Below are 25160 nucleotides of genomic sequence, written 5' to 3'. Positions count from 1 at the left end.
CAACCGCAGCCCCCGACCGCGGCACACACGGCCATGACTTGCCCCTGATGCCATGAGCTTCACCCCGAGACCCGACGAGGTCGACCAACAACTGCTGAGCGCCGTGGCCGCCGGTGACCGCGCGGCGCTGGCCACGCTGTACCGCGCCTACCACCCGCGCCTGTGCCAGTTCCTCACCCGGCTGACCCGCCGCGCGGACCTGATGGACGAGATCGTCAACGACAGCTTCTGGATCGTCTGGCAGAAGGCCGCCGGCTTCCGCGGCGACTCGCGCGTGTCGACCTGGATCATCGGCATCGCTTATCGCTGCGGCCTGAAGGCGCTGCGCCGCGACGGCCACGCCGACCTCGACAGCCTGGATGACGACAGCCTGCCGCCAACGCTGGCTGCGGACGAGCACGCCGAGCAACGCGAGCTGCGCGACTGGCTGGACAAGGGGCTGAGCAAGCTGAGCTGGGAGCAGCGCGTCATCGTCGAGCTGGTGTACGCCGGTGGCCACTCGCTGGAGGAGGCGGCCGCCATTACGCAAGCGCCGGTGGGCACGCTGAAGTCCCGCCTCTTCCAGGCGCGGCTGAAGCTGCGCAACCTGCTGCCCGCACTGGCCGGCGACGCCGCGCCGCCGAAGGAGAACCTGCGATGAGCCCCTCCCCCGGTCACGACGACGCCGGCCATGCCCGTGTCCAGGCCCTGATGCCCTGGGTGCTGAACGGCCAGGCCGACGCCGGCCAGCAGGCCGAGGTGGCCCGGCACCTGGCCAGCTGCACCGCCTGCCGCGACGAGATGGCGCACCAGCAGCGGCTGCAGACGGCACTGCAACTGCCCGCCGCCACCGTGCCCGACGCCGAGCAAGGCCTGGCACGGCTGCTGCAGCGCATCGAACTGGATGGGCTGGACGAGCAGCCCAGGCCCGCGCCCGCGCGCCCGCATCGGCTGAGCCTGGCGCTGGCCGCCTGCGTGGCGCTGCAGGCCGTGGCGCTGGCCGTGCTGGCCCCGCGCGCCTGGCAGGCCGACGACGCGGCCTACCGCACGCTGAGCCAGGCCACGCCGGCCGACACCGGCCGGCTGCGGGTGCTGCCGGCGCCTCAGCTCAGCCTGGCCGATTGGCAGGCGCTGCTGCAGGCGGAAGGCCTGCAGGTCAGCAGCGGCCCTAACCAGGCCGGCGCCTACGCTCTGACACCGGTGGCTGCGCGCACCGACATCCCTGCGCTGGTGACCCGCCTGCGCGCCCGCCCCGAGCTGCTGCTGGTGGAACCGATGCAGGCGGCGCCATGAGGTGGGCGCTTCTCGGCGCGCTGCTGCTGGCGCTGGCCGGCTGCGCGAGCGCGCCCACGCCACCGGCGAGCGCCGACGCCGACATGCAGGCCCGCAGCGACCGCTTCGTCATCGTCGCCGTGGCCAACCCGCTGCAGCGGCTGCCGTCCCGCGCCGGCACCAGTCTGTCCAGCTACGGCGGCACGCCGCGCTACACACAGGGCGAGCAGGCGGCCCGCGTGCTGGCCGACGTGGCCCGCCGCCACCAGCTGCGCCAGGCGGCGGCCTGGCCCATCCCCGTGCTGGGCGTGCACTGCGTGGTGTTCGAGATCGCGCCCGACGCCTCGCGCGACGCGGTGCTGGCCGCGCTGGCGCAGGACGCGCAGGTGCAGCTGGCGCAGCCGCTGCACGAGTTCGAGCCGCTCGCCAGCGACGCGCCGGGCGTGCGCTACGACGACCCCTACCTGCCGCTGCAGCAAGGCTTCCTCGCGCTGGGCGTGCCGCAGGCGCACCGCCTGAGCACCGGCCGGGGCGTGCACATCGCGGTGATCGACACCGGCGCGCAGACGGACCACCCCGACCTGAACGGCCGCAGCATCACGCTGCACAACCTCGTCGACGAGCGCCCGTCGGCGGCGCTGGCCGAGCGGCATGGCACCGAGGTGCTGGGCCTGATCGCGGCCACCGGCAACAACAGCCAGGGCATCGTCGGCATCGCGCCGGATGCCCGCCTCAGCCTCTACCGCGCCTGCTGGTACGCAAGCGCGAACGGCCGGGCGCGCTGCAACAGCTTCACGCTGGCCAAGGCGCTGGTGGCCGTGCTGGCCAGCGACGCCCGCGTCATCAACCTGAGCCTGGGCGGCCCCGACGACCCGCTGCTGACCCAGCTGCTGCAACAGCTGCTGCGCCAGGGCCGCAGCGTTGTGGCTGCGTTGCCGGCCGACGGCCAGCGGCGTGGCTTCCCGGCCGGCGTGGCAGGCGTCATCGCGGTCGCCGCGACCGGCCAGGCCGACGGCGCCGCGCTGCTGCAGGCGCCGGGCCGCGACGTGCTGACGCTGCAGCCGGGCGGCGGCTACGACTTCGCCAGCGGCTCGTCGATGGCTGCGGCCCAGGTCAGCGGCGTCGTCGCGCTGCTGCTGTCCGCCCAGCCGGCGCTGGACGGGCCGGCCATCGCGGGTCTCCTGGCCGGCACCGAAGGCCGCAGCTGGACGGCCGAGCAGTTGCTGGCGCTCGGCAGGGCCGGCCCGGCACGGCTCGCCCGGCGCTGAAGGCGCAGACCTTGGGCAGGCCGGCACACAGCTGCTCACAATTTCAGATAGCCAGGGCAACCATTTTTCTGATTGATGGCACCTACCTGCGTTGCCACTTCTCCAGGCATTGCGACATGCTGATCAAGAACCTCCTCGTGTTCATCCACCTCATCGCCATGGCGGTCGCCGTGGGCAGGATGCTGGAATTCGACCTGCGCTTTCTGCGCGCCGCCCACCTGCCGCTGAACGGTTCCATGCGCCGCGCGCTGCGCGCCACGCAGCGCACGATGACGGTCACGCTCGCGCTGCTGTGGGCCACGGGCCTGGCGCTGGTGGCCTTGGCCGCCTGGCAGGACCCGAACGCGCTGCACAACGAGAAGCTGTGGATGAAGCTGGTGACGGTGGCCTGCCTCACGGTCAACGGCGTCGTGCTGCACCGCTTCGCCTTCCCGCTGCTGGCCGGCGGCCTGCCCTTCCTCGCGCTGCCATCGAGGCAGCGGCTGGGCCTGACGCTGTGCGCCGTCATGTCGTCGGTCTCCTGGCTGTACGCGAGCTTCCTGGGCATCGCCCGCTCCTGGAACCACAGCGCGTCCTTCGGCCAGGTGCTGGCCGTCTACCTCGCGCTGCTGGCGCTGGCAGCGCTGGCCGCCACCGCCCTCGTAGCCATGCTGGCGGCGAGCCGGCGGGACGGCACGGACGACGGCGCCACGCGCTTCGCCGACACCGTCGCACAGGCTGGTCCGAACACCTGAACCCGCTCGTTTATGCATAACAGCTAGGCGCCGCAAGGTCTATCTCGATCGGTGGCAGTTTTCCAGAATCACGCCGACGCAAGCCCTGACCCTCACCTCTTCGATGGCCACCGACAAACCCTATCTCGACATCCCCGGCACCACGCTCTTCGACGCCGACATGTCGCGCAAAGGCTATGCGCTCAACCAGTTCTGCATGTCGCTGATGAAGGCCGAGAACCGTCTGCGCTTCAAGGCCGGCGAACGTGCCTACCTGGACGAGTGGCCCATGACCGAGGCCCAGAAGGCCGCCGTGCTGGCGCGCGACCTCAACGAGTGCATCCGCCTGGGCGGCAACATCTATTTCCTGGCCAAGATCGGCTCGACCGATGGCCGCAGCTTCCAGCAGATGGCCGGCAGCATGACCGGCATGACCGAGCAGGAGTACCGCGACATGATGATCGCCGGTGGCCGTTCCATCGAAGGCAACCGCCGCCTCGGCGAGGAGGGCGATGCCCAGCCCCACCGCCAGCCGCAAGGCAAGAAATGACGCCCCTCGCCCAATCTCGCTTCGCTGGACGCGCGCGAGTCTGTTCTGGGACCGCGCTGCGGCATGAGCCGCAACGCTTCGCCAGGCACGCCGCGCCCACTGGGCGCGGCGTGCCCGGGCTCAGCCCCCGAGGGGACGGCGATGCTTGCGGCATCGAGCCGCGCGCACATCGCCAGCGCGGGCCGGCTTGGGAGCGGCCCGGCGCTCGGCCCGAAATACACATGGACAACTGACATGGCCCGTATCACCGCCTCCGTCTACACCTCCCACGTCCCCGCCATCGGCGCCGCGCTGGACCTGGGCAAGACCCACGAGCCCTACTGGCAACCCGTCTTCAAGGGCTACGAGTTCGGCAAGCGATGGATCGCCGAGCGCAAGCCCGACGTGGTCTTCCTGGTCTACAACGACCACGCCAGCGCGTTCAGCATGGCGCTGATCCCGACCTTCGCCATCGGCACGGCGGCCTCGTACGAGATCGCCGACGAGGGCTTCGGCCCCCGCCCGGTGCCCCGCGTCGAGGGCCACCCCGAGCTGGCCTGGCACATCGCGCAGTCGGTCATCCAGGACGACTTCGACCTCACCATCGTCAACGAGATGCCGGTGGACCACGGCCTCACCGTGCCGCTGTCGCTGATGTTCGGTGAGCGCCACCCCGAGCGCGACGCCTGGCCGGTCAAGGTCATCCCGTTGGCCGTCAACGTGGTGCAGTACCCGGTGCCCTCGGGCCGGCGCTGCTTCCAGCTGGGCCAGGCCATCCGGCGCGCGGTGGAATCCTTCGGCCCCGACCTGAACGTGCAGATCTGGGGCACGGGCGGCATGAGCCACCAGCTGCAGGGCGCCCGCGCCGGCCTCATCAACCGCGAGTGGGACAACCGCTTCCTGGACCGCCTGATCCACGAACCCGCCGAACTGGCCCAGCTGCACGCGCTCGACTATGTGCGCGAGGCTGGCAGCGAGGGCATCGAGCTGGTCATGTGGCTGATCGCGCGCGGCGCAATGGCCGACGTGGCCGGCGGCCCCGCGCCGCATGTGGCGCAGCGCTTCTATCACGTGCCGGCGAGCAACACCGCCGTCGGCCACCTGATCCTGGAGAACTTGCGGGACTGACCGCCCGCACGCAGGGAGCACCTCTGTTGCCAACACTCCGGAAACGACAAACAACTTCACCCATCCGCATTGCCCTGGCTGGCGATTGGGTTGCATGAAACAGGTGTCAGGCTGCCAGCAGGGTCCCTTGCTGGCGGAGATGCGCCTGGAAGCGGGACGCATAGTCCTCGGCAACCGCACGCCTCACGCTGGCGCGAGCCGCCAATGCCTCTCGCCAGGCCGAAGCGCGCGGCAGGCCATCGAAGACTTGCTGCGCCGCTGACGGGTCGATCAGCTCGAAGTAGCGAAACAGCGGTGCATAGACCGCATCGACCATGCCGAACGCCGCGCCGGCGAAGTACGGGCCTGCGGTGAGCTCCGCCTCCAGCTTGGCCAGGCGCTCGCGGAAGCTGGCGCGCTTCGCGTCTGCAACCTGTGCGTCACGCGCATGAAGGAACTGCCAGCCTTCGGCGAAAGTTGGGGTGGCGAACTCGATCCAGGCGCGGTGCCGGGCGCGGGTCAGCGCGTCATGGGGGTACATCGGCGTGCCGCCCTGCGTCTCGTCGAGGTACTCGCAGATCACCACGCTCTCAAAGAGCACCGCGTGTTCGGCGTTGGCCTGGGGCACCTTGAGCACAGGCACCTTGCCCGTGGGCGATAGCGCGAGGAACCAATCGGTCTTGGCCGACAGGTCGACGTTGACGCGTTCGAAGGCGACGCCCTTCTCCTGAAGGACGATGGCGGCGCGCTGCACGAAGGGGCAGAGCGGGTGGCTGATGAGGGTGAGCATCTTGTGGGGCATCTGTGCTGGCAGGGCTCGGGAAGGCGCCTTCGACTCGGCCGAGTCGCCAGGCGCCTTCGGTGCAGAACGGTGTGCGCTCAGCGATTGAGCAGGCGACCGCCGTCGACCACGATTTCCGTGCCGACCGACCAGCAGGACTCATCAGAGGCCAGGTACAGCACGGCCTTGGCCACTTCTTCAGCCGTGCCGAATCGGCCCAGCGGGATGGTGGCCGCAATGTCCTTGTTCACTTGTTCGCGATAGGCCTCAGGGATGCCCAGCTTGTCGTACAGCGGCGTGTCGATAGGCCCGGGGCTGACGGCGTTGAAGCGAACGCCGCGCCCCAGCAGCTCGGTCGACAGCGTCTTCGACATGTTCAGCAGCGCTGCCTTGGTGGCCGCGTAAATGGAGGAGCGGTCGGAGCCGGCATGCGCACTGACAGAGGCGTTCAGCACGACGGAGGCCGAGGAAGCAAACACCGGCAGCAGCGACTGGATCAGGAAGTACGGGCCCTTGACGTTGACGTCGAACGAGCGGTCGAACATCTCTTCCGTCCAGTCCTCGATGGGCAGCCAGACCGAGATGCCGGCGTTGAGGAAGGCCACGTCCAGCTGGCCATAGTGGTTCTTGACGGCTTGTGCCAGTTCCTTCTGCGCGGCCACGCTGGCCGCGTCGGCGCGCAGCACCAGCACTTCAGGGCCGAGTTCGGCCTGGGCCCTGGCGATGGAATCCGGGTTGACGCCGGTGACGATGACGCGGGCGCCTTCGGCCAGGAACTGCTTGGCAGTTTCCAGGCCGATGCCGCTGGTGCCGCCGGTGATGAGGGTGCGTTTGCCTTGCAAGCGTGACATGAGGTTCTCCTGTGGACGGCCACCCTGCGTGGCCGATGGGGAGAATGTGCTTCCATGCCTTCACCTCGATAAGATGGCTCGATTGAATACCATTCATGCGACCAGGGCATGAATTGGAGGAGCGCTTGGACCGATTTCTGCTGATGACCTGCTTCGCGCGTGCCGTGGAGACGGGGAGCTTCACGGCCGCGGCCCGTGACCTGGGCCTGGGGCAGCCCAACGTGAGCCGCTACGTCGCAGCGCTGGAGCAGCACCTGCAGACCCGGTTGCTGCACCGGTCGACGCGCAAGCTGTCCCTCACGCCAGAGGGTGAGCGCTACTACGCGGACGTCCGGCGGATTCTTGATGCGGTGGACGAGTCCGAATCGTCTTTCCGGAGCAACGTCGATCCGTCAGGGCTGTTGCGCGTGGCCTGCCCCACCGCGTTGGCCCATGCGTTCGTGTTGCCGCACGTCCCGGCCTTTCTGGAGCGCTATCCGAAGCTGACCCTCGACCTGCAAATCAATGACCGCTATATCAACCTCATCGATGAGGGGACGGAACTTGCGATCCGCATTGGGCAGCTGGAGGACAGCGCACTGCGCGCCCGGCGCATCGGGTCTTACGAGCGGGTGTTCGTGGCGAGTAAAAGCTATCTGGCGCGGCGCGGCGTGCCGCAAACGCCTGACGACCTCCGAGACCACGACTGCGTGATCTACACGCTGCTCTCGTCAGGTGCTACCTGGCGCTTTCGTGACGCCGACGTGCCCGTTTCCGGCAGGCTGCGCGTGAACTCGCCGGAAGCGGTCAGCGCGGCGGTCATTGCGGGCCTGGGGGTCGGCCACGGCCCGGCATGGCTTTTTGACGAAGGGCTGCGGAGTGGGTGCCTGAAGTTCATCTTGACCGGCTACTCCGCGCCGGCCGTGCCCGTCCAGATCGTCTACGTCGCCAATCGGCTGCTGCCGACGCGCGCCACCGTGTTCATGGACTTCATCGCTGAGGTGTTCTCGCGCACACCGGCCTTTGGCGGCACCGCCAAGCCGGCCGTTGCCGGCCAGCAATGAAGAACCCGCTCAGCGCGCCAGCCGCCCCAGCAAGTCCATCAACTGCTGCCGTTCGACGGCGCTGAGGCCTGTCGTTAGCCGGGCCTCGTACTCGGCGAGCTTCTCGCGCAGCTGCGCCAGCCGCGCCTGGCCCTGCTCCGTCAGCTGCAGCGAATAGCGCCGGCGGTCGCCCTCGACCTCCACACGGCGTATCCAGCCGGCCGACTCCAGCCCATCCACCAGCTTCAGCGCGCTGGGGCCGGCCACATTCAGCGCCTTGGCCAGCGCCGCCTGGTTGGTGCCCGGGCTCATCGCGATCAGCGACAGCGCCGTCACGCGAGCGGGCGACAGGTCCAGCGGCGCCAGCATCTCGAAGAACAGGTCGAAGGCACGCAGCTGCGCCAGCCGCAGTTGGTAGCCCAGCGCATTGCTCTGGAAGTCGAAAACATCGCCCGGCTCGGCACGGGGCCGGCGGGCTTTGGCGCGCGGGGCTGGTTCGGCGGATTTTGGCGAGGGTGCGGTTCTAGGCATTCGTTCTCCTGAGACGGGCGCCGCACTCGACGGTCGCGGCGACAACTCGGTTGGTCGGAAACCCGACTTGCGCGACAGTATCAACCTTATTACAGTTAGCCATGCTAATGCATAGCCACAGTCAACAAATCACCTAGCCCACCCATGCCCGACTTCTCCCGCCCGTTGCACGACACCTGGCTGCTCGCCGGGGCCCGCACCCCCTGGGTCGACTACTGCGCCGCGCTGGCCGCCGTCTCGCCCACCGACCTTGGCATCCACGCCGCCCGCGCCGCCATCGCACGCAGCGGCCTGGCGCCAACGGCCATCGGCGCAAGCGTGGTGGCGTCGATGGCACATGCCGACTTCGACGCCTTCGTACTGCCGCGCCATGTCGGCCTGTATGCCGGGCTGGACATCGCCGCGCCGGCCATCGGCGTGCAGCGCATCTGCGGCAGCGGCTTCGAGGTGCTGCGCCAGGCGGCCGACCAGATCGCGCTGGGCTATGCCGACGCGGTGCTGGCCGTGGGCACCGAGTCCATGAGCCGCAACCCGATCTGCGCCTACACGCACCGCAGCGGCTTCAGGCTGGGCGCGCCGGTGGAGTTCAAGGACTTCCTGTGGGAAGCACTCGACGACCCCGCTGCCCGCGTCTCCATGATCCAGACCGCCGAGAACCTGGCACGCCAGTACGGCATCCGGCGCGAGGCGGTGGACGCCTACGCGGCCCGCTCCTTCGAGCGCGCCGTGCACGCCCAGGCGCAGGGCTGGTTTGCCGAGGAGATTGCGCCCGTCACGACGCAGCGCTTCGAGCGCGAGGGCTACCACGACCGCGGCATCAGCCTGCCGCGCAAGATCACGACGGTGGACCGCGACACCCACCCCAAGCTCTCGCCGCTGGAGGTGCTGGCCGGCCTGCGCACCGTGTACGACGGCGGCGTGCAGACGGCCGGCAACTCGGCCGCGCTGGTGGACGGCGCGGCGGCGATGGTGGTCGCATCAGGCGCCGTGATGCGCGACGCCGGCCGCCCCCCGCTGGCCCGGCTGGCCGGCGCCGCTGCGGCGGGCGTGCCGCCGGAGATCATGGGCATCGGCCCCGTGCCCGCCATCCGCCAGTTGCTCGCCGCCACCGGTCTGTCGCTGTCGGACATCGCGCTGGTGGAGATCAACGAGGCCCAGGGCGCCCAGGTGCTGGCCTGCGCGCGGGCGCTGGAGCTGGACGAGAGCCGCCTGAACGTCAACGGCGGCTCCATCGCGCTGGGCCACCCGCTCGCCGCCACCGGCCTGCGCCTGACGCTGACCGCCGCGCTGGAGCTGCAACGGCGCGGCGAGCGCTACGCCATCGTCAGCGCCTGCGTGGGCGGTGGCCAGGGCATGGCGCTGCTGATCGAGAACCCCGACTTCTGCAAGGCCTGACCCCATGAAAGTCATCACCGCCGACGCCGTCGGCCCGCTGGTGCGCGACGGCGCCACCGTCTTCCTCGGCGGCCTGGCCATGATGGGCCTGGCCGAAGAGGTGCTGCAAGGCCTGGAGCGCCACTTCCTGGCCACCGGCCACCCCAGCCAGCTCACCACCTGGGCCTGCGGCGCCATCGGCAATGCGGCCGATGGCGGCATGGCCCACCTGGCCCACCCGGGCATGGTGAGGCGCGTCGTGGCCGGCCACTTCGGCCAGACCGGCGCGCAGATGATGGCCCGCGTGCATGCAGGCGAGGTGGAGGCCTACAACTTCCCGCAGGGCTCGCTGTCGCACCTGACGCGCCACATCGCCAGCCGCACGCCGGGGCTGTTGACCCAGGTCGGCCTGGGCACGTTCGTGGACCCGCGCATCGAAGGCGGCAAGCTCAACGCCGCCTGCAGCGAAGACCTGGTGCGCCTGGTGCAACTGGACGGCCAGGAATGGCTGCACTACCCCTGCCCGCGCATCGACGTGGCGCTGATCCGCGCCACCTATGCCGACGAGCATGGCAACCTCAGCCTCGACAAGGAAGGCCTGCTGCTGGAGCAGCTGTCCATCGCCCAGGCCGCGCGCGCCTGCGGCGGCATCGTCATCGCGCAGGTGGAGGCCGTGGTGCAGGCCGGCAGCCTGCATCCCAAGTCGGTCAAGGTGCCGGGCTTCCTGGTGGACTACGTGGTGGTGGCCGAGCCGCGCAACCACAAGCAGACCATCACGACCCAGTTCAACCCGGCGCTGTCGGGCGATGTGCGGGTGCCGATGAATGCGGTGCCCGCGCTGCCGCTGGACGAGCGCAAGGTCATCGCCCGCCGCGCCGCGATGGCGCTGCGCCCGGGCGCCATCACCAACCTGGGCATCGGCATCCCGGCGGGCATCCCGGCGGTGGCCGCCGAGGAAGGCGTGGCCCAGCTGCTGAGCCTGAGCGTGGAGTGCGGTGTCAACGGCGGCGTGCCGGCCTATGGCGGCGACTTCGGCATGGCCTACAACGCCGAGTCCATCATCGAGCAGGCCTCGCAGTTCGACTTCTACGACGGCGGCGGCCTGGACTGCAGCTTCCTGGGCCTGGCACAGACCGACGCGGCCGGCAACGTCAACGTCAGCAAGTTCAACGGCCGCCCGGTGGGCTGCGGCGGCTTCATCAACATCACGGCCAGCACGCCGCGCCTGGTGTTCTGCGGCACGTTCACGGCCGGCGGCCTGGAGCTGGCCGTGGGCGACGGCCGGCTGACCATCGTCAAGGAAGGCCGCTCGCGCAAGTTCGTCGAGCAGGTCGAGCAGATCACCTTCAACGGCAGCGATGCCGCCCGGCGCCGCCAGCAGGTCAGCTTCATCACCGAGCGCGCCGTCTTCGTGCTGCAGCCCGAGGGGCTGGCGCTGACCGAGATCGCGCCCGGCGTGGACCTGGAGCGCGACGTGCTGGCCCACATGGGCTTTCGCCCGCTGATCCGCGACCTGAAGCTGATGGACGCCGCGCTGTTCCAGCCCCACTGGGGTGGCCTGGCCGCCGCGCTCGCCAAGGCCTGAACACATACAAAGGAGACACACCATGAACATTCAAGGACAAGCCGCCCTCGTCACCGGCGCCGGTTCGGGCCTGGGCGAAGCCGTCGCCCGCGCACTGGCGGCCGCCGGTGCGCGCGTCGCACTGCTGGACATCAACGAGGCCAGCGCACGCCGCGTCGCCGAAGACATCGGCCCCAACGCGCTGGCCCTGCGCTGCGACATCGCCGATGCCACCTCCGCCGCCGTGGCACTGGACGCGGCGTCGGCGGCCCACGGCCCGGCGCGCATCCTGATGAACATCGCCGGTGTCGGCGGCGCCAAGCGCGTCATCCAGCGCGACGGCAGCCCCGCGCCGCTGGAGGATTTCGAGCGCACGCTGCGCATCAACCTGGTCGGCACCTACAACATGGTGCGGCTGTTCGCGGCCCGCGCGGCGGTGCTGGAAGCCGGCGCCGACGGCGAGCGTGGCGTCATCGTCAACACCGCCTCGGTGGCGGCCTTCGACGGCCAGGTGGGCCAGGCCGCCTATGCCGCGTCCAAGGCCGGCGTGGCCGGCATGACGCTACCGCTGGCGCGCGACCTGGCGCAGTGGGGCATCCGCGTCTGCACCATCGCTCCGGGCATCTTCGCCACGCCGCTGCTGAAGGAGTTGCCCGAGGCGGTGCAGCAGTCGCTGGCCCAGTCCATCCCCTTCCCCAAGCGGCTGGGCGACCCGGCGGAGTTCGCAGCCCTCGCCCTGCACATCGCGACCAACGGCCACCTGAACGGCGAAGTGATCCGCCTCGACGGCGCGCTGCGCATGGCCCCCCGCTGACCCCTTGAACAAGACAGAGGAGACCACGATGTTCCCACTCAACACCTGGTACGTCGCCGCCCGCAGCGACGAGATCCCGCAAGGCAAGCCGCTGGGCCGCCGCATCTGCAACCAGCCCATGGCGCTGTTCCGCACCGAGGCCGGCCAGGTGGCCGCCGTCGAGGACTTCTGCCCGCACCGCGGCGCGCCGCTGTCGCTGGGCAGCGTGCAGGGCGAGACGCTGGTCTGCGGCTACCACGGCCTGGCCATGGGCTGCGACGGCAAGACCGTCGCCATGCCCTGCCAGCGCGTGCGCGGCTTCCCGGCCATCCGCAGCTTTCCGGTCCACGAGGCCCACGGCTTCGTGTGGGTCTGGCCCGGCGACGCGACCAAGGCCGACCTGGCCCTGCTGCCCACCTTCGACTGGCTGGGCAACCCGGCCTTCGGCTACGGCGGCGGTCTGTACGCAATAGCCTGCGACTACCGGCTGATGATCGACAACCTGATGGACCTGACGCACGAGACCTATGTGCACTCGACCAGCATCGGCCAGAAGGAGATCGACGAGGTGCCCTGCACAACGCGCGTGGACGGCGACCATGTCATCACGGAGCGCTTCATGAGCGGCATCGAGGCGCCGCCGTTCTGGAAGATGGCGCTGCGCATGAACGGCCTGCCCGACGACCAGCTGGTGGATCGCTGGCAGATCTGCCACTTCACGCCGCCCAGCCACATCATGATCGAGGTGGGCGTGGCGCTGCAGGGCCACGGCGGCTATGCGGCACCGGACGAGTTCAAGGCGGCCAGCTGGGTGGTGGACTTCATCACGCCGGAGACCGACACCTCCATCCACTACTTCTGGGGCATGGCGCGCAAGTTCAGGCCGCAGGACGAGGCGCTGACGGCGCAGATCCGCGCGGGCCAGGGCAAGATCTTTGCGGAAGACCAGGAAATGCTGGAGCGCCAGCAGGCCAACCTGCTGGCCTGGCCCGAACGCAAGCTGCTGATGCTCAACATCGACGGCGGCGGCGTGCAGTCGCGCAAGGTCATCGACCGGGTGCTGGCGGCGGAGGCCTGCGCATGAACACCTTGCTGCAGATGCGGCTAACAGCCAAGCAGGCAGCGGCGCAGGATGTCGTCGAGCTGACGCTGGAGCCAGCGACAGGCGGCGCACTGCCCGCCGTTGAGGCCGGTGCCCATGTGGAGCTGCACCTGCCCGGCGGCCTGGTGCGGCCCTACTCGCTGTGCAACGCCCCCGGCGAGAAGCACCGTTATGTGCTGGGCGTGCTGCGCGAGGCCAGCTCGCGCGGCGGCTCGGCGGCGGTGCATGAACTGCTGCAGGTGGGCCAGGTGTTGAGCGTCGGTGCGCCGAAGAACAACTTCGCGCTGCGGCCCACGCCCGCCCACAAGCTGCTGCTGGCGGGCGGCATCGGCATCACGCCCATCCTGGGCATGGCGCAGCAGCTGGCCGCGCAGGGGCGCTCGTTCGCGCTGCACTACGCCGGGCGCTCGCGGGCGCGCATGGCCTTCCTCGCGGCGCTGGCCGACACGCCGCTGGCCGCCCGCACGCAGCTGCACATCGGCGACGAGAACGGCAGCATGGACATGGACGCGGTGCTGGCCGCGCAGCCCGAGGGCAGCGAGCTCTACGTCTGCGGCCCGGCCGGCTTCATCGACGCGGCGCTGGCCACGGCCCGCCGGCTCGGCTGGCCCGAGAGCCAGCTGCACCGCGAGCTGTTCGCCGCCGCGCCGCGCGAGGCGGACGGCGAGGACCGGCCCTTCGACATCGAGCTGGCCGGCAGCGGCCAGGTCGTGCATGTGCCAGCCGGCTGCTCCGCCGCCCAGGCGCTGCAGGCGGCGGGCGTTCCGCTACTGACGTCCTGCGAACAAGGCGTTTGCGGCACCTGCCTGACCCGCGTCGTGGCGGGCGAGCCCGAGCACCGCGATCAATACCTGACCCCCGAGGAGCAGGCGGCCAACGACCAGTTCCTGCCCTGCTGCTCGCGCGCCAGGTCGTCGCGCCTGGTCATCCAGCTGGCGGGCTGAGCCACCCCGTCCTGGACAATGGCGCAACCGGCGCCGCGTGCGCCTGCCCGTTGGCCACGAAAGACAAGCGGATGAGCCCGACTCAGGCGCCCCTGCCGGACGAGCCCCAGAGCCCCGACGCCGACCGCGCCCGCCTGGCGGCGCTGATGCATCTTGCCGACCCTCAGCAAGGCGCCGAGCCCCAACAGGCCGCCGAGGCCGCCCGCGAAGCCGTGCAGCTGGCGCGGCAGTCTGGGCTTGAGGCCGAGGCCCTGAGCGCCAGCGTCTGGCGGGCGCGCCATCTCTACCACCTCGGCCAGCTCGACGAGGCGCTGACCTGCGCGGGCGTCGCGCTGGCCGAAGCGTATGCGCTTGCGCCGGCGCTGCGCGGCTTGAAGAGCAAACGGAGCGGGACGTGCTCACGGGCGCGGGCAATCGCCGCTTCCTGGAACGATGGTTCAGGGATGTCGCGCCGCAACTGGAAGCCGCCGGCAGTCCGCTGGCGTTTGTGATGATCGACGTCGACCACTTCAGGCGCGTGAACGACGTCCACGGTCACGCCGCCGGCGATGCCGTGCTGGTGGCCTTGGCGCAGCTCGCCATGCACCACATCCGCCAGGGCGACGCCTTCGCCCGGCTGGGCGGCGAGGAGTTCGTCATCGTGCTGCCCGACACCACGCCCGCACACGCCGCCCAGTTCTGCGAACGCCTGCGCGGGCAGATCGAGGCCTTGCGCATCGCGCTGCCGGGAGGCGGGGAGCTGAGCGTCACCATCAGCCAGGGCATCGCCTTCGCGCCGCCTTATGAGTTGTCGGACCTGACCGCACGGGCCGACGCGGCGATGTATGCGGCCAAGCGCGGCGGCCGCAACCGTGTGTCTGCGGACGACGGCGCCCAGCCCAGCGGCCCCACGGGGGCGTGATTGCCAGCAACCGCCCCGCTCAGAAGCTGTGGCGAATCCCGATCCCCAGGATGCTGGAGCGCCCGTCCGGTGAGATGCCGATGCCGTTGAAGGCCGGCGTCTCGCGCAGGCCCAGCGCGGCCAGGATGGCGTCGGGGCCGCCCGACACGTTGATCGGCCTGGCCCCGGTGGGCGTCACGCCGACAATGGGCAGCACGCGGCCCTGCCGGTCCTCGGCCACGGCCAGGCGCGAATACAGCACGGTGCGCTTGGACAGCGCGTAGTCCACCCCCAGCATCAGCCCGACGTTCTTGCCGCGCGTGAAGTTCGTGAAGCGGCTCTCGCCGGCCTCGACTATCCAGACCAGCTTGCCCACCGGCAGGCGCGCGCCGACCACCACCGTCTGGATCTTCGGGTCGAAGCCCCCGGCGCCCGGCAGCGCCAGTGGCGGCTGGCCGGGCAGGTTCAGCGTGTCGCCATCGACGTAGCGGCCGGTGTGGAACATCGCGTGCAGCGACGCGCCGTCGACGGACAGCAGGTACTTAGCGCTGAAGGCCACGCCCCAGTAGCGGTCCAGCTCGAAGATGGAGCCGCCCTGCGAGAGCACCGGGACGTCGAACTCGTTGTAGTGCGCGCCTGCGTTCACGTTGAAGGTCGGCGAGGTGTAGGCCAGGAACAGGCCACCGGACCGGCCGCGCTTGCCGCCGGATTCGGCGCCGCTCGCCTCGACGCCTGCGTTGGCAGCGCCCAGCATCGAGCCGCTGGCGGCCGTGGCGGTGCTGCCGCGCGCCGGGCTGACGATGCGCGAGACGCCGGCATTGGGGCTGTAGGCCACCGCCGCCGCGAAGCCGCCGCTGCGTGCCCAGTAGCTGATCTGGTTGTCCTGCCGGATCTGCAGCGTGTTGGTGACGAGGCCGGCGGTGAACAGGTCCGTGCCGCCGAGGCCGTCGGGCGTGCCGGCAGCGAACGTGAAGAAGATAGGGGCGTACTGCCGCCCCAGGCGCACCTCGCCGACGGGCGTCGTCAGGTAGACCATGGCCTGCTTGCCGAAGAAGCGGCCGTCCTGCGACAGCGTGCCGTCGTCGCTGCCCGGTTGCGACTCCAGCACGAAGCCTGCGGCATAGCCGCCGCCCAGGTCTTCGCGGCCCTTGAAGCCCAGCGTGTTGGTGCGCGACAGGCTCTGCGTGACGCGGGTGCGCGTGCCCGCGCTGCCGGGCGGGAAGATCAGCGCGGCCGACGCGCCCGTGGGCGTGCCGGCGCTGCCGGTCTGCTTGTGCGTGGTGTCGACGGCGGTGTCGAGGTTGCCGTACAGCGTCAACGTGGTTTGCGCGCTGGCCGCGAGGGCGCAGGTCGAGAGCGCGGCAGCGAAGCCGGCGCGAATGCCAGGTGTCATGGCTGTCTCCGAATCGTTGTCGTGGGGCTCAGGACGGCTGCTCGCAGCCCGGCGGCGTGTAGCTCAGCTCACGCTGGATGTGCGGCGCGTCGCACGCCTTCTTGTCGACCGGCGCCGCGCAGGCGGTCAGGGCGGCGAGCACGGCGATGAGCGAGAGGCGGACGTAGGCGTTCATGGATGCACTCCTTGGAAGAGCCCCGCAGGGCGTTGGACGAAATCAGTTCAGACCCAGCGACTTGCGCAGGCTCTTGTCGACGGGGCCGGCCGGCATGAAGCGGCGCAGCTTGGCCAGCAGCGAGGCCTGGCCGCGCGGCGTGCGCCGCATGCGCCAGGGCCCTAACGCCGCGTCGACGACGGTGTCGGCCACCAGCGACGGCTCGTCGCCCTTGCCGACGTTGGCGGACACGGCGCGCGTGACAACCTCGCGCTCGCGGTCATAGGCCCCGATGGGCGCAGCCGCCAGCGGCGAGTTGGCTTCGAGGTGGGTGCGCGTGTAGAAGGGCTGGACCAGCGTGACGCGGATGCCGAAGCCGCGCACCTCGTGGTCCAGGCTTTCGGACAAGCCCTCCACCGCGTGCTTGGAGGCCGCGTACAGCCCCATGTAGGGCGCGGGCAGGAAGCCCAGCACCGAGCTGATGTTGACGATGCGGCCCTGGCGCTGTGCGCGCATCTGCGGCAGCACGGCCTGGGTGGCGCGCAGCACGCCCAGCACGTTGGTGTCGAACAGCCCGGCCGCCTCGGCGGCCGAGGTCTCCTCCACCGCGCCGACGAGGTTGAAGCCGGCGTTGTTGACGAGCACGTCGATGCGGCCCGCGCGGGCGATCACCTGCGCCACGCCGGCGCGCACCGAGGCCTCGTCGCGCACATCCATCGCGACCAGTTCGATGCCGGTCACCGGCGTGGCTTTCTGCAGGTTGCGCACGGTGCCGAAGACGCGGCAGCCGCGTGCAGCGAAGCGCTTGGCGGTGGCCAGGCCGATGCCGGAGGAAACGCCGGTGATCAGGACGACAGGTGGGTTGGTCATGGAGATCTCTGGTTGATTCAAGGGAATGAGGGCGAAGCGCGGCCCCACGCGTGCCGATCCACGCGTGATGCGCCGTCATGTGGATACCGCTGCCGGCGGCTACCGACAGAAGGGGTCAGTGCTGTCAGGTCAGCATCGACTGCTGGGCGAAGATGCCCGCCATCGCGCCCTGCCACGTGGCCTGGGTGACCGAGGGCAGGAAGGGCGTCGCGAGGTCGCCGGCGGCGTAGATGCCGGGCAGGCTGGTCTGGCGGCGCTCGTCGACCTTGAGGACGATGCCGGTGGGCGTATCGACCGTGGCCAGACCCAGGGGCTCATGCAGGCTCGCGGACGGCTTGTTGCGCGGATGGGCGAACAGGACGTCGACCGCGACATGGCGGCCTGTGTCGAGATTCACGGTGGCGATCTGGCCCTGGTGATGGGCGATCTCGATGACCCGGCCGTCGACGACGGGGATGTTGCGGCGCGCCAGATCGGCCTGCACATCTGCCGGGATGTCGTGACCATCGGCGAAGACCGTCAACCTGTCGGTCCAATCGAGGAACAGCCTGGCGGACTGGTGCGACTGCGGGCTGGACCAGACGAGGCCCCAATGCCGGCCGGCGACCTCGAAGCCGTCGCAGTACGGGCAGGGCACGATGGACGAGCCCCAGCTGTCGGCAAAGCCCGGCACATCGGGCATCTGGTCAGCAACGCCGTAGCTCAGGATGACGCGGCGCGCCGCCAGGCGTTGGCCATCGCTGGTGAGGACGGTGAAATCGTCCAGGGCGCCGGCGACGCTGTCGGCCCGGGCATTGACCCGCTTGATCGCGGGATAGCGCGCCAGCTGCCGCCGCGCTTCGGCCAGGATGTCCGAAGGTGGCTTGTGATCGTGGCCCAGCACCCCATGCGAGTGGTGAGCGAAGCGATTGCGCGGCAGGCCGGTGTCGAGCACGGTGACCTGGCGGCCGGCACGGCCGAGCTGCAGCGCAGCGGCGAGGCCGGCAAAGCTGCCACCGATGATGATGACGTCATCCATGGTGAGGGGCTCCGTGTGGTGGATGGAGGGGGTGGGCAAGCGCCTGTGCGGGGCTGTCGCGGCGGATGCGGAACCAGGCCGCGTACAGCGCCGGCACGAAGACGAGAGTCAGCGCCGTGGCCATCACGAGGCCGCCCATGATGGCAATGGCCATCGGCCCCCAGAACACGCTTTTCGTGAGCGGGATCATGGCCAGCACGGCGGCGGCGGCCGTCAGCACCACCGGGCGCGAACGCCGCACCGTGGCGTCGACGATGGCCGCCCAGGGCGCGATGCCGCGCGCGATGTCCTGGTCGATCTGGTCGACCAGGATGATCGAATTGCGCATGATCATGCCGCTGAGCGCGATCACGCCGAGCAGCGCGACGAAGCCGAACGGCGCGTTGAACAGCAGCAGCGCCGGCACCACGCCCACCAGTGCCAGCGGTGCCGTCATGAACACCATGAACAGCCGCGAGAAGCTCTGCAGCTGGATCATCAGCAGCGTCAGCATCACCGCGAGCATCGCCGGGAACACCGCGAACAGCGCCACGTTGGCCTTGTCGCTCTCCTCGATCGCGCCGCCTTCCTCGATGCGGTAGCCCACCGGCAGGCTGTCGATGATGGGCTTGAGGGCCGGCCGGATCTTCGCCGTGGCGTCCGGGCCTTGCACGCCATCGACCACATCGCTGCGCACGGTCAGTGCCATGTCGCGGTTGCGCCGCCACAGCACCGGCTCTTCGAAGCCCGGCTCGATGCGGGCCACCTGCGACAGCGGCACGGTGGCGCCGCTGCGCGTGAACAGCTGCAGGTCCGCCAACTGGCCAATGCGCTGGCGCTCCTCGGGCGTCGCCCGCACGACCACGTCGATGAGCTCCTCGCCGCGGCGGATCTGCGTCACCGGCGCACCGTCCAGCGCGGTCTGCACGAGGCCCTGCACGTCTGCGGTGGACAGGCCCAGCAGCCGCGCCTTGTCCTGGTCGACATGGACCTGCATGGCGCGGACCTGCTCGTTCCAGTCCAGCTGCGTGTCGCGCACCAGCGGGCTCTGGCGCACCGCGTCGCGCACACGGTAGGCGATCTCGCGCACCTGCGCCTTGTCCGGGCCGATGACGCGGAACTGCACCGGGAAGCCCACTGGCGGGCCGAACTCCAGGCGCGTGACACGCGCATTGACGTCAGGAAGTGCCTCGCCCTTGTCGAACAAGGTCATCAGACGCGCGCGCACGCGTTCGCGCTGCTCGGTGCCTGCCGTCTTGATGACGAACTGCGCGAAGCCCGGGTTGGGCAGCTCCGGCTGGATGGACAGGTAGAAGCGCGGCGTGCCGCCACCGGTGTAGGCGGTGAAGAACTCGATGTCGGGGTCCTTGGCCAGGCGGGCTTCGAGCAGCTTCACCTGGGCGGACGTGGCGGCGAACGACGCCCCCTCGCGCAGGCGCAGGTCCACCAGCAGTTCCGGCCGCGAGGCGGTGGGGAAGAACTGCTGCTGCACCGCCAGCATGCCGGCACCGGCCATGGCGAAGACCAGCACCGTGGCGGCGAGCACCCAGGCGCGGCGATGCACCGCCCAGTCGACGATGGCGCGCAGCCGGCGGTAGACGGGCCGGTCGTACGGGTCATGGTGGGCGCCGTGCCCGTGTCGGGTGGCCAGGTTCTTCGGCAGCAGCAACACGCCCAGGTAGGGCGTGAAGATCACGGCCACCAGCCAGGACAGGATCAGCGCCGCGCCCACCACCCAGAAGATGCCGCCCGCGTACTGGCCCGCGATGGACTTGGCGAAACCCACCGGCATGAAGCCGGCGGCCGTGACCAGCGTGCCGGTCAGCATGGGGAACGCCGTGGAGGTGTAAGCGTAGGTGGCGGCGCGCAGCCGGTCCCAGCCTTCCTCCAGCTTCACCACCATCATCTCGACGGCGATGATGGCGTCGTCCACCAGCAAGCCCAGCGCGATGATCAACGCGCCGAGCGAGATGCGGTCCAGCGCCCAGCCGGCGGCGTACATCACCGCTGCGACCAGCGCCAGCACCAGCGGCACCGACGCGGCCACCACGATGCCGGTGCGCCAGCCCAGGAACAGGAAGGAGACGGCCAGCACGATGGCCAGCGCCTCCAGGAACGAGCGCTCGAACTCCCACACCGATTCGGCCACCACGCGCGGCTGGTCGGCGTATTGCTGGATCTCGATGCCGGCCGGGATCTCCTGCTTGATCTGGGCGAGCCGCTGCTCCAGCGCCTTGCCGAAGTCCAGCACATTGCCGTTGGCCTGCATGGTCACGCCGATGGCCAGCACCGGCACGCCGTTGTGACGGATGCTGAAGCTGGGCGGGTCTTCATAGCCGCTGCGCACGGTGGCGATGTCTGCCAGCCGCAGCACCTGGCCACCGACTTCCAGCGTCACGTTGGCCACGTCCGCAGCGCTCTTGAGCCCGCCGTCCACGCGCACCTGCACACGGTCGTGCGTGGCGTCGGCCGAGCCGGCCGGCGTCACCAGGTTCTGGCGCGCCAGCGCGTCGAACACCGCCGTCGGCGCGATGCCCAGCGCCGCCAGGCGCCGCGTCGACAACTCCACGTACACACGCTCGGCCTGCTTGCCCAGCACGTCCACCTTGCCGGCGCCGGGCACGCTCTGGAAGCGGCGCTTCACGTCCTCGGTGAGCGTCAGCAGTTCGGCCATCGACAGATCGGGGGCGCTCAACGCATACAGCACGCTGTAGCGGTCGTTGTACTCGTCGTTGAAGAACGGCCCGCGCACGCCCTCGGGCAACTCCTGGCGCATGTCGCCTATCTTCTTGCGCGCCTGGTACCAGGCGTTGTCCAGCTCCGCCTTGCTGCTGCCGCCCTTCATCCACAGCGTGATGCCGCCGTAGCCCTGGCGCGAGAAGCTGCGCACGTACTCGAAGTGATCAAGCTCCTGCAGGCGGCGCTCGATGCGGTTGAGCACCTGGTCCTGCACGTCCTGCGCGGTGGCGCCGGGCCACACGACGATGGCCGTCATCTGCGGCACGTCGAAGTTCGGGTCTTCCAGCCGGCCCAGTTTGCTGAAGGAGATGCCGCCGACGATGAGCGTCAGGATGATCAGGAACAGCACCATGGGCCGGTGCGTGACGGCCCACTCGGAGAGATTGAAGCGCTTCATGAGCTGCTCTTGGCGGCGGTGGCCGCTGCGGCGTCGGGAGCGCGCTCGACGGCGCGAACGACCATGCCCGCATCGAGCTTCTGGGCGCCGACACTGACGACCTTGCTGCCCGCGGCCAGGCCCGTGACACGCACCGTGGCGTCGTCGTTGGCCACCACCTGGACCGGGGTGAACACGAGACCGGAACCCTTGGCGTTCACGGTCCACACACCGACGGGGCCGCTGCCCTTGACCAGGGCACTCACGGGCAGCACTGCGGTCGCGGGGCCGGCGTGCAGTGCCGACAGCGTCAACTGCATCGTGCTGCCCAGCGGCAGCGCGGCCACGGGTTCGCGCGAATCGGGTGCGGCCGAATAGCGCGCGCGGTAGGTTCGGCCCTGCGCGCTGGCCTGCGGCGAAAGCTCACGCAGCACGAGGCGGACCGGCGATGTCGGATCGTTCCACGGGGCCGCCGTGGCTGCGAGGCTTCGCGCCCGGCCGACCCAGTCCTCGGGCAGTTCGGCGACGACCTCGCGCTCGCCGTCACGGGCCAGCGACAGCACGGGCTGGCCTTCGCTGACGACCTGGCCGCGCTCGAAGCGCAGCGCCGTCACGACGCCCGCGTAGGGGGCCACCAGCGCCGCGTAGCCCTCGCGATTGCGTGCGAGATCGAGCTGGCGATTGGCCTGATCCAGCCGCGCCACCGCAGCGTCGGCACGCGCCTTCTGGCGCTCGTGGTCGGCGGTACCGACCGACCCGTCGGCCATCAGCCGGCGAAAGCGCGCCTCGTCGGAGGCGGCCTGCTGCGCGTCCACGGACGCGGCCTGCACCTGGTCGGCTGCCGCCTTCACGGCCAGCTGGTAATCGGCGGGGTCCAGACGAGCCAGAACCTGGCCCGCCTTGACGCTGTCGCCGACTTCGACGAGGCGTTCAACCACCTTGCCGCCAGTCCGGAATCCGAGTTCCGTCTCCACGCGGGCACGGACCACCGACGTGAAGCTGCGGGTCTGCGCGGCGTTGGCCGGTGTCACGGTCGTCACGAAGACCGGCTTCACGGCAGCGGCCGGCGCGGGCGGTTGGCCGCAGGCCGTCAGCAGCAGGCTGGCGGCGGCGATGCTTGAGAGCGGGAGGGTGGGGAAGATCCTGTTCACTGGGGCGTCCTGGCGGCAAGTGATGTCATGGCTGTGCTGGGCTGCGTCGCGGGGAAACCACCGCCCAGGGCTTTGTAGAGTTGCACGTCGGCCAGCGCCTGCTGCAGGCGGCTCTCCGACAAGGCCAGTTCACTGGCCAGCACGGAGCGCTGCACGTCCAGCAGGGCCAGCAGATCGATCTGCCCTTCGCGCTGCAGCGACTCGGCGCGCCGCAGGGAGCGGCGGCGGTGCTCGACGGTGAGCGCAAGGGCCGCGTTGCGCTCGGCCTCTTGCGAGCGCACAAGCAGGCTGTCCTCGACTTCCCGGACCGCCACCAGGACTGACTTTTGCCAGGCGAGCAGCGCCTCGTCGGCGCGCGCCGACTGCACCCGAACACCGGCGTCAATGCGCCCGGCGTTGAAGACCGGCATCGCAAAGGCCAGCGCGACATTGGAGAAGTGGGCCGGCGCGAGATCGAGCGCGTTCAGCCGCAAGTCCTCGCGGCCCACCAAGGCGCTGAGGAACAGCTTGGGCCACCACTGGGCGCGGGCTTCGGCGGTGCGCAACGCCTCGGCAGCGACACGCGCCTCTGCGGCGACCAGATCGGGGCGGCGCCTCAGCAACTCGCTGGGCTGGCCCGTCGCGATGGCTGGTGCCGCCGGCCAGGTGAAGTGGTTGTCGGCGTTGACAGTGCGCGCCGACGGGTTGCGCCCGAGCAGCACGGCCAGTTGGGTCTGCGTGGTGCCGACCAGCATCCGCAGCGCCGGCAGCTGGGCGTCCAGCGCGTCCGCTTCGGCACGCGCGCGGTCATGGTCGAAGGCGCTGGCCTGGCCTTCGCGCAGGCGGCTTTCTACGCGTGCAGCGGTTTGGCGCTGGGCCTCGGCCAGGGCCCGCACGATGCGCAGCCGCTCCTCGGCGCTGCGCAGCACGAAGTACTGGCGCGCAACCTCGCTGGCGACCAGCAGGCGTGCGCCTTGCACGCCCGCAGCCGCTGCCGTGCCGTCGGCCTGCGCCGCGTCGCGCGCTGCGCGAACGCCGCCCGCCAGGTCGATCTCCCATGCCACGTCGATCCCGGCGCGCAGCGCTCGCGTGTCGGGCATCCCTTGCTTTACGGGCGCAGGGACGCCACTGTCGCTGCGCGATGCGGAAGCCTGCACGCCCACCGTCGGCCACAGGCGGGAGGCCTGGGCATCTGCACCCGCGCGGGCCTGGGCGACGCGCTGGAGCGCGATGGCGATGTCCTGGTTGGCGCCCAGCGCTTCCTCAACCAGCGCGGTGAGCGTGGGATCTTTCCAGGCGGCCCACCACTGCGTGCCCGCGGCTGTGGCTTGCGCCTCAGCCCCACGCGCGTGGGCAAACGCGGCTGCGAGTGGCACCGAGGGCGAGGGAGGCTGCACGGCAGGTGTCGAGCACGCTGACAGGGCGACCCCTGCCGCGAGGGAGAGAAGGCGGTTGGCCGCAGAGACCGATCTGCGGCAGCGCCGGGAGGATGAAGTCATGGGCCTGTTTGTTACTGGACTCATTGGTACAGTAATGTGAGGCATATATAGTGGACTGTCAAGTACACCAAATTGCCTATGCCCGACCAGCCCGTTTCTGCTCCCAAGCCCCAGCGCGGGCGGCCTCGTGATCCCGAGCGGTGCAGGCGCATCCTGGACGCGGCGCGAAGGCACTTCAACGAGCATGGCCTGGAGCGCGCCAGCGTGGACGCCATCGCTGCGGACGCCGGTGTGTCCAAGATGACCGTCTACAGCAACTTCGGCTCCAAGGAGAGGCTGTTCCAGGTGGTCGTGCACGAGAAGACAGCGACCACGGTGACTGGCGTCGAAGGCGCCGGATCGCTGGACCCGGACCAGCCGGAGAAGGCGCTGCTGGCGATTGGCGCCCGGTTTCTTGCATTGACCCGCGGGGACGACGCCCTGGGCACCTTGCGCTCTGTCTACGGCGTCGCAGGAGCACAGCCGGACGTCTGCCGCGAGTTCTACAAGGACGGCCCTGAGCGGTTCAACAGTGAGCTGGCGGCATACCTGCGCCGTGCGCATTCAGCGGGCACGCTGAAGGTGCGCAATCCACTTCAGGCAGCAGACCTGTTCCTGTCGATGTTCCTGGGCGCTGGGCACTTCCGCGGGCTGCTGAAGCTCGACAAGCCGGACTCCCGGGAAGACAACGCTCTTCTGCGCGAGGCCGTACGGGTGTTCATGGCGGCCTACGGCGTATAGCTCAGGCCGATAGCGCTGGCGGCTACAACTTCAACGGGCACACACCAGGCGCACGATGCTCGGCATTGACCGACCGACGCTGGTTGTTCAGGAGTGCTTTGCCCAGGCACTGCTCGCCCCGCCCGCTGCCGCCCCCGCCTTGAAGCGCGCGCTCGCCCGTCGCCGCGTGGCCTCGTGCTTCGTGGCCCACAGCGACGATGGACGCATCGCCGGCTACTACACCCTGGCTGCTGCCAGCGTGCCGCTCACCGAGCTGCCGGCCGCCTTCACCAAGAAGCTGCCCCGCTACCACGCTGCGCCAACTGTGCGCGTGGGACGCCTGGCCGTGGATCTGAGCTTCAGGGGCCAAGGCCTGGGTGGTGCGCTGTTGGCGGACGCCTTGACCCGCTGCGTGCGCTCCGAGATCGCCGCCTATGCCTTGCTCGTCGACGCCAAGGGCAAGCGGGCCAGCGCCTTCTACCGACACCACGGCGTCATCCCGCTGCCCGACGCCGCCCTGACGCTGTTTCTGCCGCTGGTCAGCGTGCCGCCTCAAGCCTGAGCGCGCAGCCGCCCTACAGCCCTGCAGTCAG

The 25160-nt window shown here is 70.2% G+C and carries 26 protein-coding genes; 16 read left to right on the top strand and 10 right to left on the bottom strand.

Features of this window, described 5'->3' with window-relative positions:
* The first annotated feature begins 52 nt into the window (after positions 1–52).
* The 6 genes from ACG0Z3_RS10300 (at position 53) to ACG0Z3_RS10275 (ending at position 4889) form a co-directional block, all read left to right on the top strand.
* Positions 53–640: an RNA polymerase sigma factor gene (locus tag ACG0Z3_RS10300; protein WP_394397395.1), complete on the top strand. Its 588-nt coding sequence runs from the start codon at positions 53–55 to the stop codon at positions 638–640.
* Positions 637–1272 (top strand): zf-HC2 domain-containing protein, encoded by a 636-nt coding sequence (locus ACG0Z3_RS10295; protein WP_394397394.1) that lies wholly within the window; start codon positions 637–639, stop codon positions 1270–1272. Before ACG0Z3_RS10300 ends, ACG0Z3_RS10295 begins: the two co-directional genes overlap by 4 nt.
* Positions 1269–2519 (top strand): S8 family serine peptidase, encoded by a 1251-nt coding sequence (locus ACG0Z3_RS10290; protein WP_394397393.1) that lies wholly within the window; start codon positions 1269–1271, stop codon positions 2517–2519. The genes ACG0Z3_RS10295 and ACG0Z3_RS10290 overlap by 4 nt, the downstream gene beginning before the upstream one ends.
* Positions 2520–2635: 116 nt before the next feature.
* Complete coding sequence (locus ACG0Z3_RS10285; protein ID WP_394397392.1) at positions 2636–3253, top strand: hypothetical protein; 618 nt, start codon at positions 2636–2638, stop codon at positions 3251–3253.
* 103 nt (positions 3254–3356) lie between these two features.
* Positions 3357–3782 (top strand): protocatechuate 4,5-dioxygenase subunit alpha, encoded by a 426-nt coding sequence (gene ligA / locus ACG0Z3_RS10280; RefSeq protein WP_394397391.1) that lies wholly within the window; start codon positions 3357–3359, stop codon positions 3780–3782.
* Positions 3783–4016: 234 nt separating this feature from the next.
* A complete protein-coding gene (locus ACG0Z3_RS10275; protein WP_394397390.1) occupies positions 4017–4889 on the top strand; it encodes a class III extradiol dioxygenase subunit beta in 873 nt (290 codons plus the stop codon).
* 106 nt (positions 4890–4995) lie between these two features.
* Here the strand turns inward: ACG0Z3_RS10275 and ACG0Z3_RS10270 are convergent, their stop codons facing one another.
* Positions 4996–5658, bottom strand: coding sequence for a glutathione S-transferase family protein (locus tag ACG0Z3_RS10270; RefSeq protein ID WP_394397389.1), 663 nt, complete (start codon positions 5656–5658; stop codon positions 4996–4998).
* A gap of 89 nt (positions 5659–5747) precedes the next feature.
* Positions 5748–6500, bottom strand: a complete 753-nt coding sequence (locus ACG0Z3_RS10265; protein WP_394397388.1) for an SDR family oxidoreductase — start codon at positions 6498–6500, stop codon at positions 5748–5750.
* 125 nt (positions 6501–6625) lie between these two features.
* On the opposite strand from ACG0Z3_RS10265, the gene ACG0Z3_RS10260 reads away from it, so the two are divergent.
* Positions 6626–7543, top strand: coding sequence for a LysR family transcriptional regulator (locus tag ACG0Z3_RS10260; RefSeq protein WP_394397387.1), 918 nt, complete (start codon positions 6626–6628; stop codon positions 7541–7543).
* 9 nt (positions 7544–7552) lie between these two features.
* On the opposite strand, the gene ACG0Z3_RS10255 is transcribed toward ACG0Z3_RS10260, so the two are convergent.
* Positions 7553–8053, bottom strand: coding sequence for a MarR family winged helix-turn-helix transcriptional regulator (locus tag ACG0Z3_RS10255; RefSeq protein WP_394397386.1), 501 nt, complete (start codon positions 8051–8053; stop codon positions 7553–7555).
* Positions 8054–8197: 144 nt separating this feature from the next.
* Between ACG0Z3_RS10255 and ACG0Z3_RS10250 the strand changes: the two genes are divergently transcribed.
* From ACG0Z3_RS10250 to ACG0Z3_RS10220, 7 genes are all read left to right on the top strand, one after another.
* Positions 8198–9448, top strand: a complete 1251-nt coding sequence (locus ACG0Z3_RS10250) for a thiolase family protein (protein ID WP_394397385.1) — start codon at positions 8198–8200, stop codon at positions 9446–9448.
* Positions 9449–9452: 4 nt separating this feature from the next.
* Entirely contained in the window at positions 9453–11012 is a 1560-nt protein-coding gene (locus tag ACG0Z3_RS10245; RefSeq protein ID WP_394397384.1) for an acyl CoA:acetate/3-ketoacid CoA transferase, read from the top strand.
* 22 nt (positions 11013–11034) lie between these two features.
* Positions 11035–11805: an SDR family NAD(P)-dependent oxidoreductase gene (locus ACG0Z3_RS10240; RefSeq protein ID WP_394397383.1), complete on the top strand. Its 771-nt coding sequence runs from the start codon at positions 11035–11037 to the stop codon at positions 11803–11805.
* Between the two features lie 28 nt (positions 11806–11833).
* Positions 11834–12868, top strand: a complete 1035-nt coding sequence (locus ACG0Z3_RS10235) for an aromatic ring-hydroxylating dioxygenase subunit alpha (protein WP_394397382.1) — start codon at positions 11834–11836, stop codon at positions 12866–12868.
* A complete protein-coding gene (locus tag ACG0Z3_RS10230) occupies positions 12859–13830 on the top strand; it encodes a PDR/VanB family oxidoreductase (protein ID WP_394397509.1) in 972 nt (323 codons plus the stop codon). The genes ACG0Z3_RS10235 and ACG0Z3_RS10230 overlap by 10 nt, the downstream gene beginning before the upstream one ends.
* A 71-nt stretch (positions 13831–13901) precedes the next feature.
* Positions 13902–14321, top strand: a complete 420-nt coding sequence (locus tag ACG0Z3_RS10225) for a hypothetical protein (protein WP_394397381.1) — start codon at positions 13902–13904, stop codon at positions 14319–14321.
* Complete coding sequence (locus tag ACG0Z3_RS10220) at positions 14225–14731, top strand: GGDEF domain-containing protein (RefSeq protein ID WP_394397380.1); 507 nt, start codon at positions 14225–14227, stop codon at positions 14729–14731. Before ACG0Z3_RS10225 ends, ACG0Z3_RS10220 begins: the two co-directional genes overlap by 97 nt.
* Positions 14732–14750: 19 nt before the next feature.
* On the opposite strand, the gene ACG0Z3_RS10215 is transcribed toward ACG0Z3_RS10220, so the two are convergent.
* From ACG0Z3_RS10215 to ACG0Z3_RS10185, 7 genes are all read right to left on the bottom strand, one after another.
* Positions 14751–16103 (bottom strand): porin, encoded by a 1353-nt coding sequence (locus tag ACG0Z3_RS10215; RefSeq protein ID WP_394397379.1) that lies wholly within the window; start codon positions 16101–16103, stop codon positions 14751–14753.
* Positions 16104–16131: 28 nt separating this feature from the next.
* The gene (locus ACG0Z3_RS10210; protein WP_394397377.1) at positions 16132–16278 is read right to left on the bottom strand and encodes a hypothetical protein; all 147 of its coding nucleotides are present in this window, start codon (positions 16276–16278) and stop codon (positions 16132–16134) included.
* Between the two features lie 42 nt (positions 16279–16320).
* Positions 16321–17127 (bottom strand): oxidoreductase, encoded by an 807-nt coding sequence (locus ACG0Z3_RS10205; protein WP_394397375.1) that lies wholly within the window; start codon positions 17125–17127, stop codon positions 16321–16323.
* Positions 17128–17251: 124 nt separating this feature from the next.
* Positions 17252–18145, bottom strand: a complete 894-nt coding sequence (locus ACG0Z3_RS10200; RefSeq protein WP_394397373.1) for an NAD(P)/FAD-dependent oxidoreductase — start codon at positions 18143–18145, stop codon at positions 17252–17254.
* A complete protein-coding gene (locus tag ACG0Z3_RS10195; protein ID WP_394397371.1) occupies positions 18138–21260 on the bottom strand; it encodes an efflux RND transporter permease subunit in 3123 nt (1040 codons plus the stop codon). Before ACG0Z3_RS10195 ends, ACG0Z3_RS10200 begins: the two co-directional genes overlap by 8 nt.
* Positions 21257–22390: an efflux RND transporter periplasmic adaptor subunit gene (locus ACG0Z3_RS10190; protein ID WP_394397369.1), complete on the bottom strand. Its 1134-nt coding sequence runs from the start codon at positions 22388–22390 to the stop codon at positions 21257–21259. The genes ACG0Z3_RS10195 and ACG0Z3_RS10190 overlap by 4 nt, the downstream gene beginning before the upstream one ends.
* Complete coding sequence (locus ACG0Z3_RS10185) at positions 22387–23868, bottom strand: efflux transporter outer membrane subunit (RefSeq protein ID WP_394397367.1); 1482 nt, start codon at positions 23866–23868, stop codon at positions 22387–22389. The genes ACG0Z3_RS10190 and ACG0Z3_RS10185 overlap by 4 nt, the downstream gene beginning before the upstream one ends.
* 78 nt (positions 23869–23946) lie before the next feature.
* On the opposite strand from ACG0Z3_RS10185, the gene ACG0Z3_RS10180 reads away from it, so the two are divergent.
* Both ACG0Z3_RS10180 and ACG0Z3_RS10175 read left to right on the top strand, forming a co-directional pair.
* The gene (locus ACG0Z3_RS10180) at positions 23947–24588 is read left to right on the top strand and encodes a TetR/AcrR family transcriptional regulator (RefSeq protein ID WP_394397365.1); all 642 of its coding nucleotides are present in this window, start codon (positions 23947–23949) and stop codon (positions 24586–24588) included.
* Positions 24589–24727: 139 nt separating this feature from the next.
* Positions 24728–25129 carry a GNAT family N-acetyltransferase gene (locus tag ACG0Z3_RS10175; RefSeq protein WP_394397363.1) on the top strand — a complete coding sequence of 134 codons (402 nt, stop codon included), beginning with the start codon at positions 24728–24730 and terminating at the stop codon, positions 25127–25129.
* The last annotated feature ends 31 nt before the right edge of the window (positions 25130–25160 follow it).

Source organism: Pelomonas margarita (assembly GCF_043555875.1).
GTDB lineage: Bacteria > Pseudomonadota > Gammaproteobacteria > Burkholderiales > Burkholderiaceae_C > Pelomonas > Pelomonas margarita.
This window is presented reverse-complemented; position numbering and strand designations above follow the sequence as displayed.

Excerpts from the sequence above, each read along its gene's own strand:
- ACG0Z3_RS10300 (WP_394397395.1), top strand. The coding sequence starts at position 53 with ATGAGCTTCACCCCGAGACCCGACGAGGTCGACCAACAACTGCTGAGC.
- ACG0Z3_RS10295 (WP_394397394.1), top strand. The coding sequence starts at position 637 with ATGAGCCCCTCCCCCGGTCACGACGACGCCGGCCATGCCCGTGTCCAG.
- ACG0Z3_RS10290 (WP_394397393.1), top strand. The coding sequence starts at position 1,269 with ATGAGGTGGGCGCTTCTCGGCGCGCTGCTGCTGGCGCTGGCCGGCTGC.
- ACG0Z3_RS10285 (WP_394397392.1), top strand. The coding sequence starts at position 2,636 with ATGCTGATCAAGAACCTCCTCGTGTTCATCCACCTCATCGCCATGGCG.
- ligA (WP_394397391.1), top strand. The coding sequence starts at position 3,357 with ATGGCCACCGACAAACCCTATCTCGACATCCCCGGCACCACGCTCTTC.
- ACG0Z3_RS10275 (WP_394397390.1), top strand. The coding sequence starts at position 4,017 with ATGGCCCGTATCACCGCCTCCGTCTACACCTCCCACGTCCCCGCCATC.
- ACG0Z3_RS10270 (WP_394397389.1), bottom strand. The coding sequence starts at position 5,658 with ATGCTCACCCTCATCAGCCACCCGCTCTGCCCCTTCGTGCAGCGCGCC.
- ACG0Z3_RS10265 (WP_394397388.1), bottom strand. The coding sequence starts at position 6,500 with ATGTCACGCTTGCAAGGCAAACGCACCCTCATCACCGGCGGCACCAGC.
- ACG0Z3_RS10255 (WP_394397386.1), bottom strand. The coding sequence starts at position 8,053 with ATGCCTAGAACCGCACCCTCGCCAAAATCCGCCGAACCAGCCCCGCGC.
- ACG0Z3_RS10250 (WP_394397385.1), top strand. The coding sequence starts at position 8,198 with ATGCCCGACTTCTCCCGCCCGTTGCACGACACCTGGCTGCTCGCCGGG.
- ACG0Z3_RS10245 (WP_394397384.1), top strand. The coding sequence starts at position 9,453 with ATGAAAGTCATCACCGCCGACGCCGTCGGCCCGCTGGTGCGCGACGGC.
- ACG0Z3_RS10240 (WP_394397383.1), top strand. The coding sequence starts at position 11,035 with ATGAACATTCAAGGACAAGCCGCCCTCGTCACCGGCGCCGGTTCGGGC.
- ACG0Z3_RS10235 (WP_394397382.1), top strand. The coding sequence starts at position 11,834 with ATGTTCCCACTCAACACCTGGTACGTCGCCGCCCGCAGCGACGAGATC.
- ACG0Z3_RS10225 (WP_394397381.1), top strand. The coding sequence starts at position 13,902 with ATGAGCCCGACTCAGGCGCCCCTGCCGGACGAGCCCCAGAGCCCCGAC.
- ACG0Z3_RS10215 (WP_394397379.1), bottom strand. The coding sequence starts at position 16,103 with ATGACACCTGGCATTCGCGCCGGCTTCGCTGCCGCGCTCTCGACCTGC.
- ACG0Z3_RS10210 (WP_394397377.1), bottom strand. The coding sequence starts at position 16,278 with ATGAACGCCTACGTCCGCCTCTCGCTCATCGCCGTGCTCGCCGCCCTG.
- ACG0Z3_RS10205 (WP_394397375.1), bottom strand. The coding sequence starts at position 17,127 with ATGACCAACCCACCTGTCGTCCTGATCACCGGCGTTTCCTCCGGCATC.
- ACG0Z3_RS10200 (WP_394397373.1), bottom strand. The coding sequence starts at position 18,145 with ATGGATGACGTCATCATCATCGGTGGCAGCTTTGCCGGCCTCGCCGCT.
- ACG0Z3_RS10195 (WP_394397371.1), bottom strand. The coding sequence starts at position 21,260 with ATGAAGCGCTTCAATCTCTCCGAGTGGGCCGTCACGCACCGGCCCATG.
- ACG0Z3_RS10185 (WP_394397367.1), bottom strand. The coding sequence starts at position 23,868 with ATGACTTCATCCTCCCGGCGCTGCCGCAGATCGGTCTCTGCGGCCAAC.
- ACG0Z3_RS10180 (WP_394397365.1), top strand. The coding sequence starts at position 23,947 with ATGCCCGACCAGCCCGTTTCTGCTCCCAAGCCCCAGCGCGGGCGGCCT.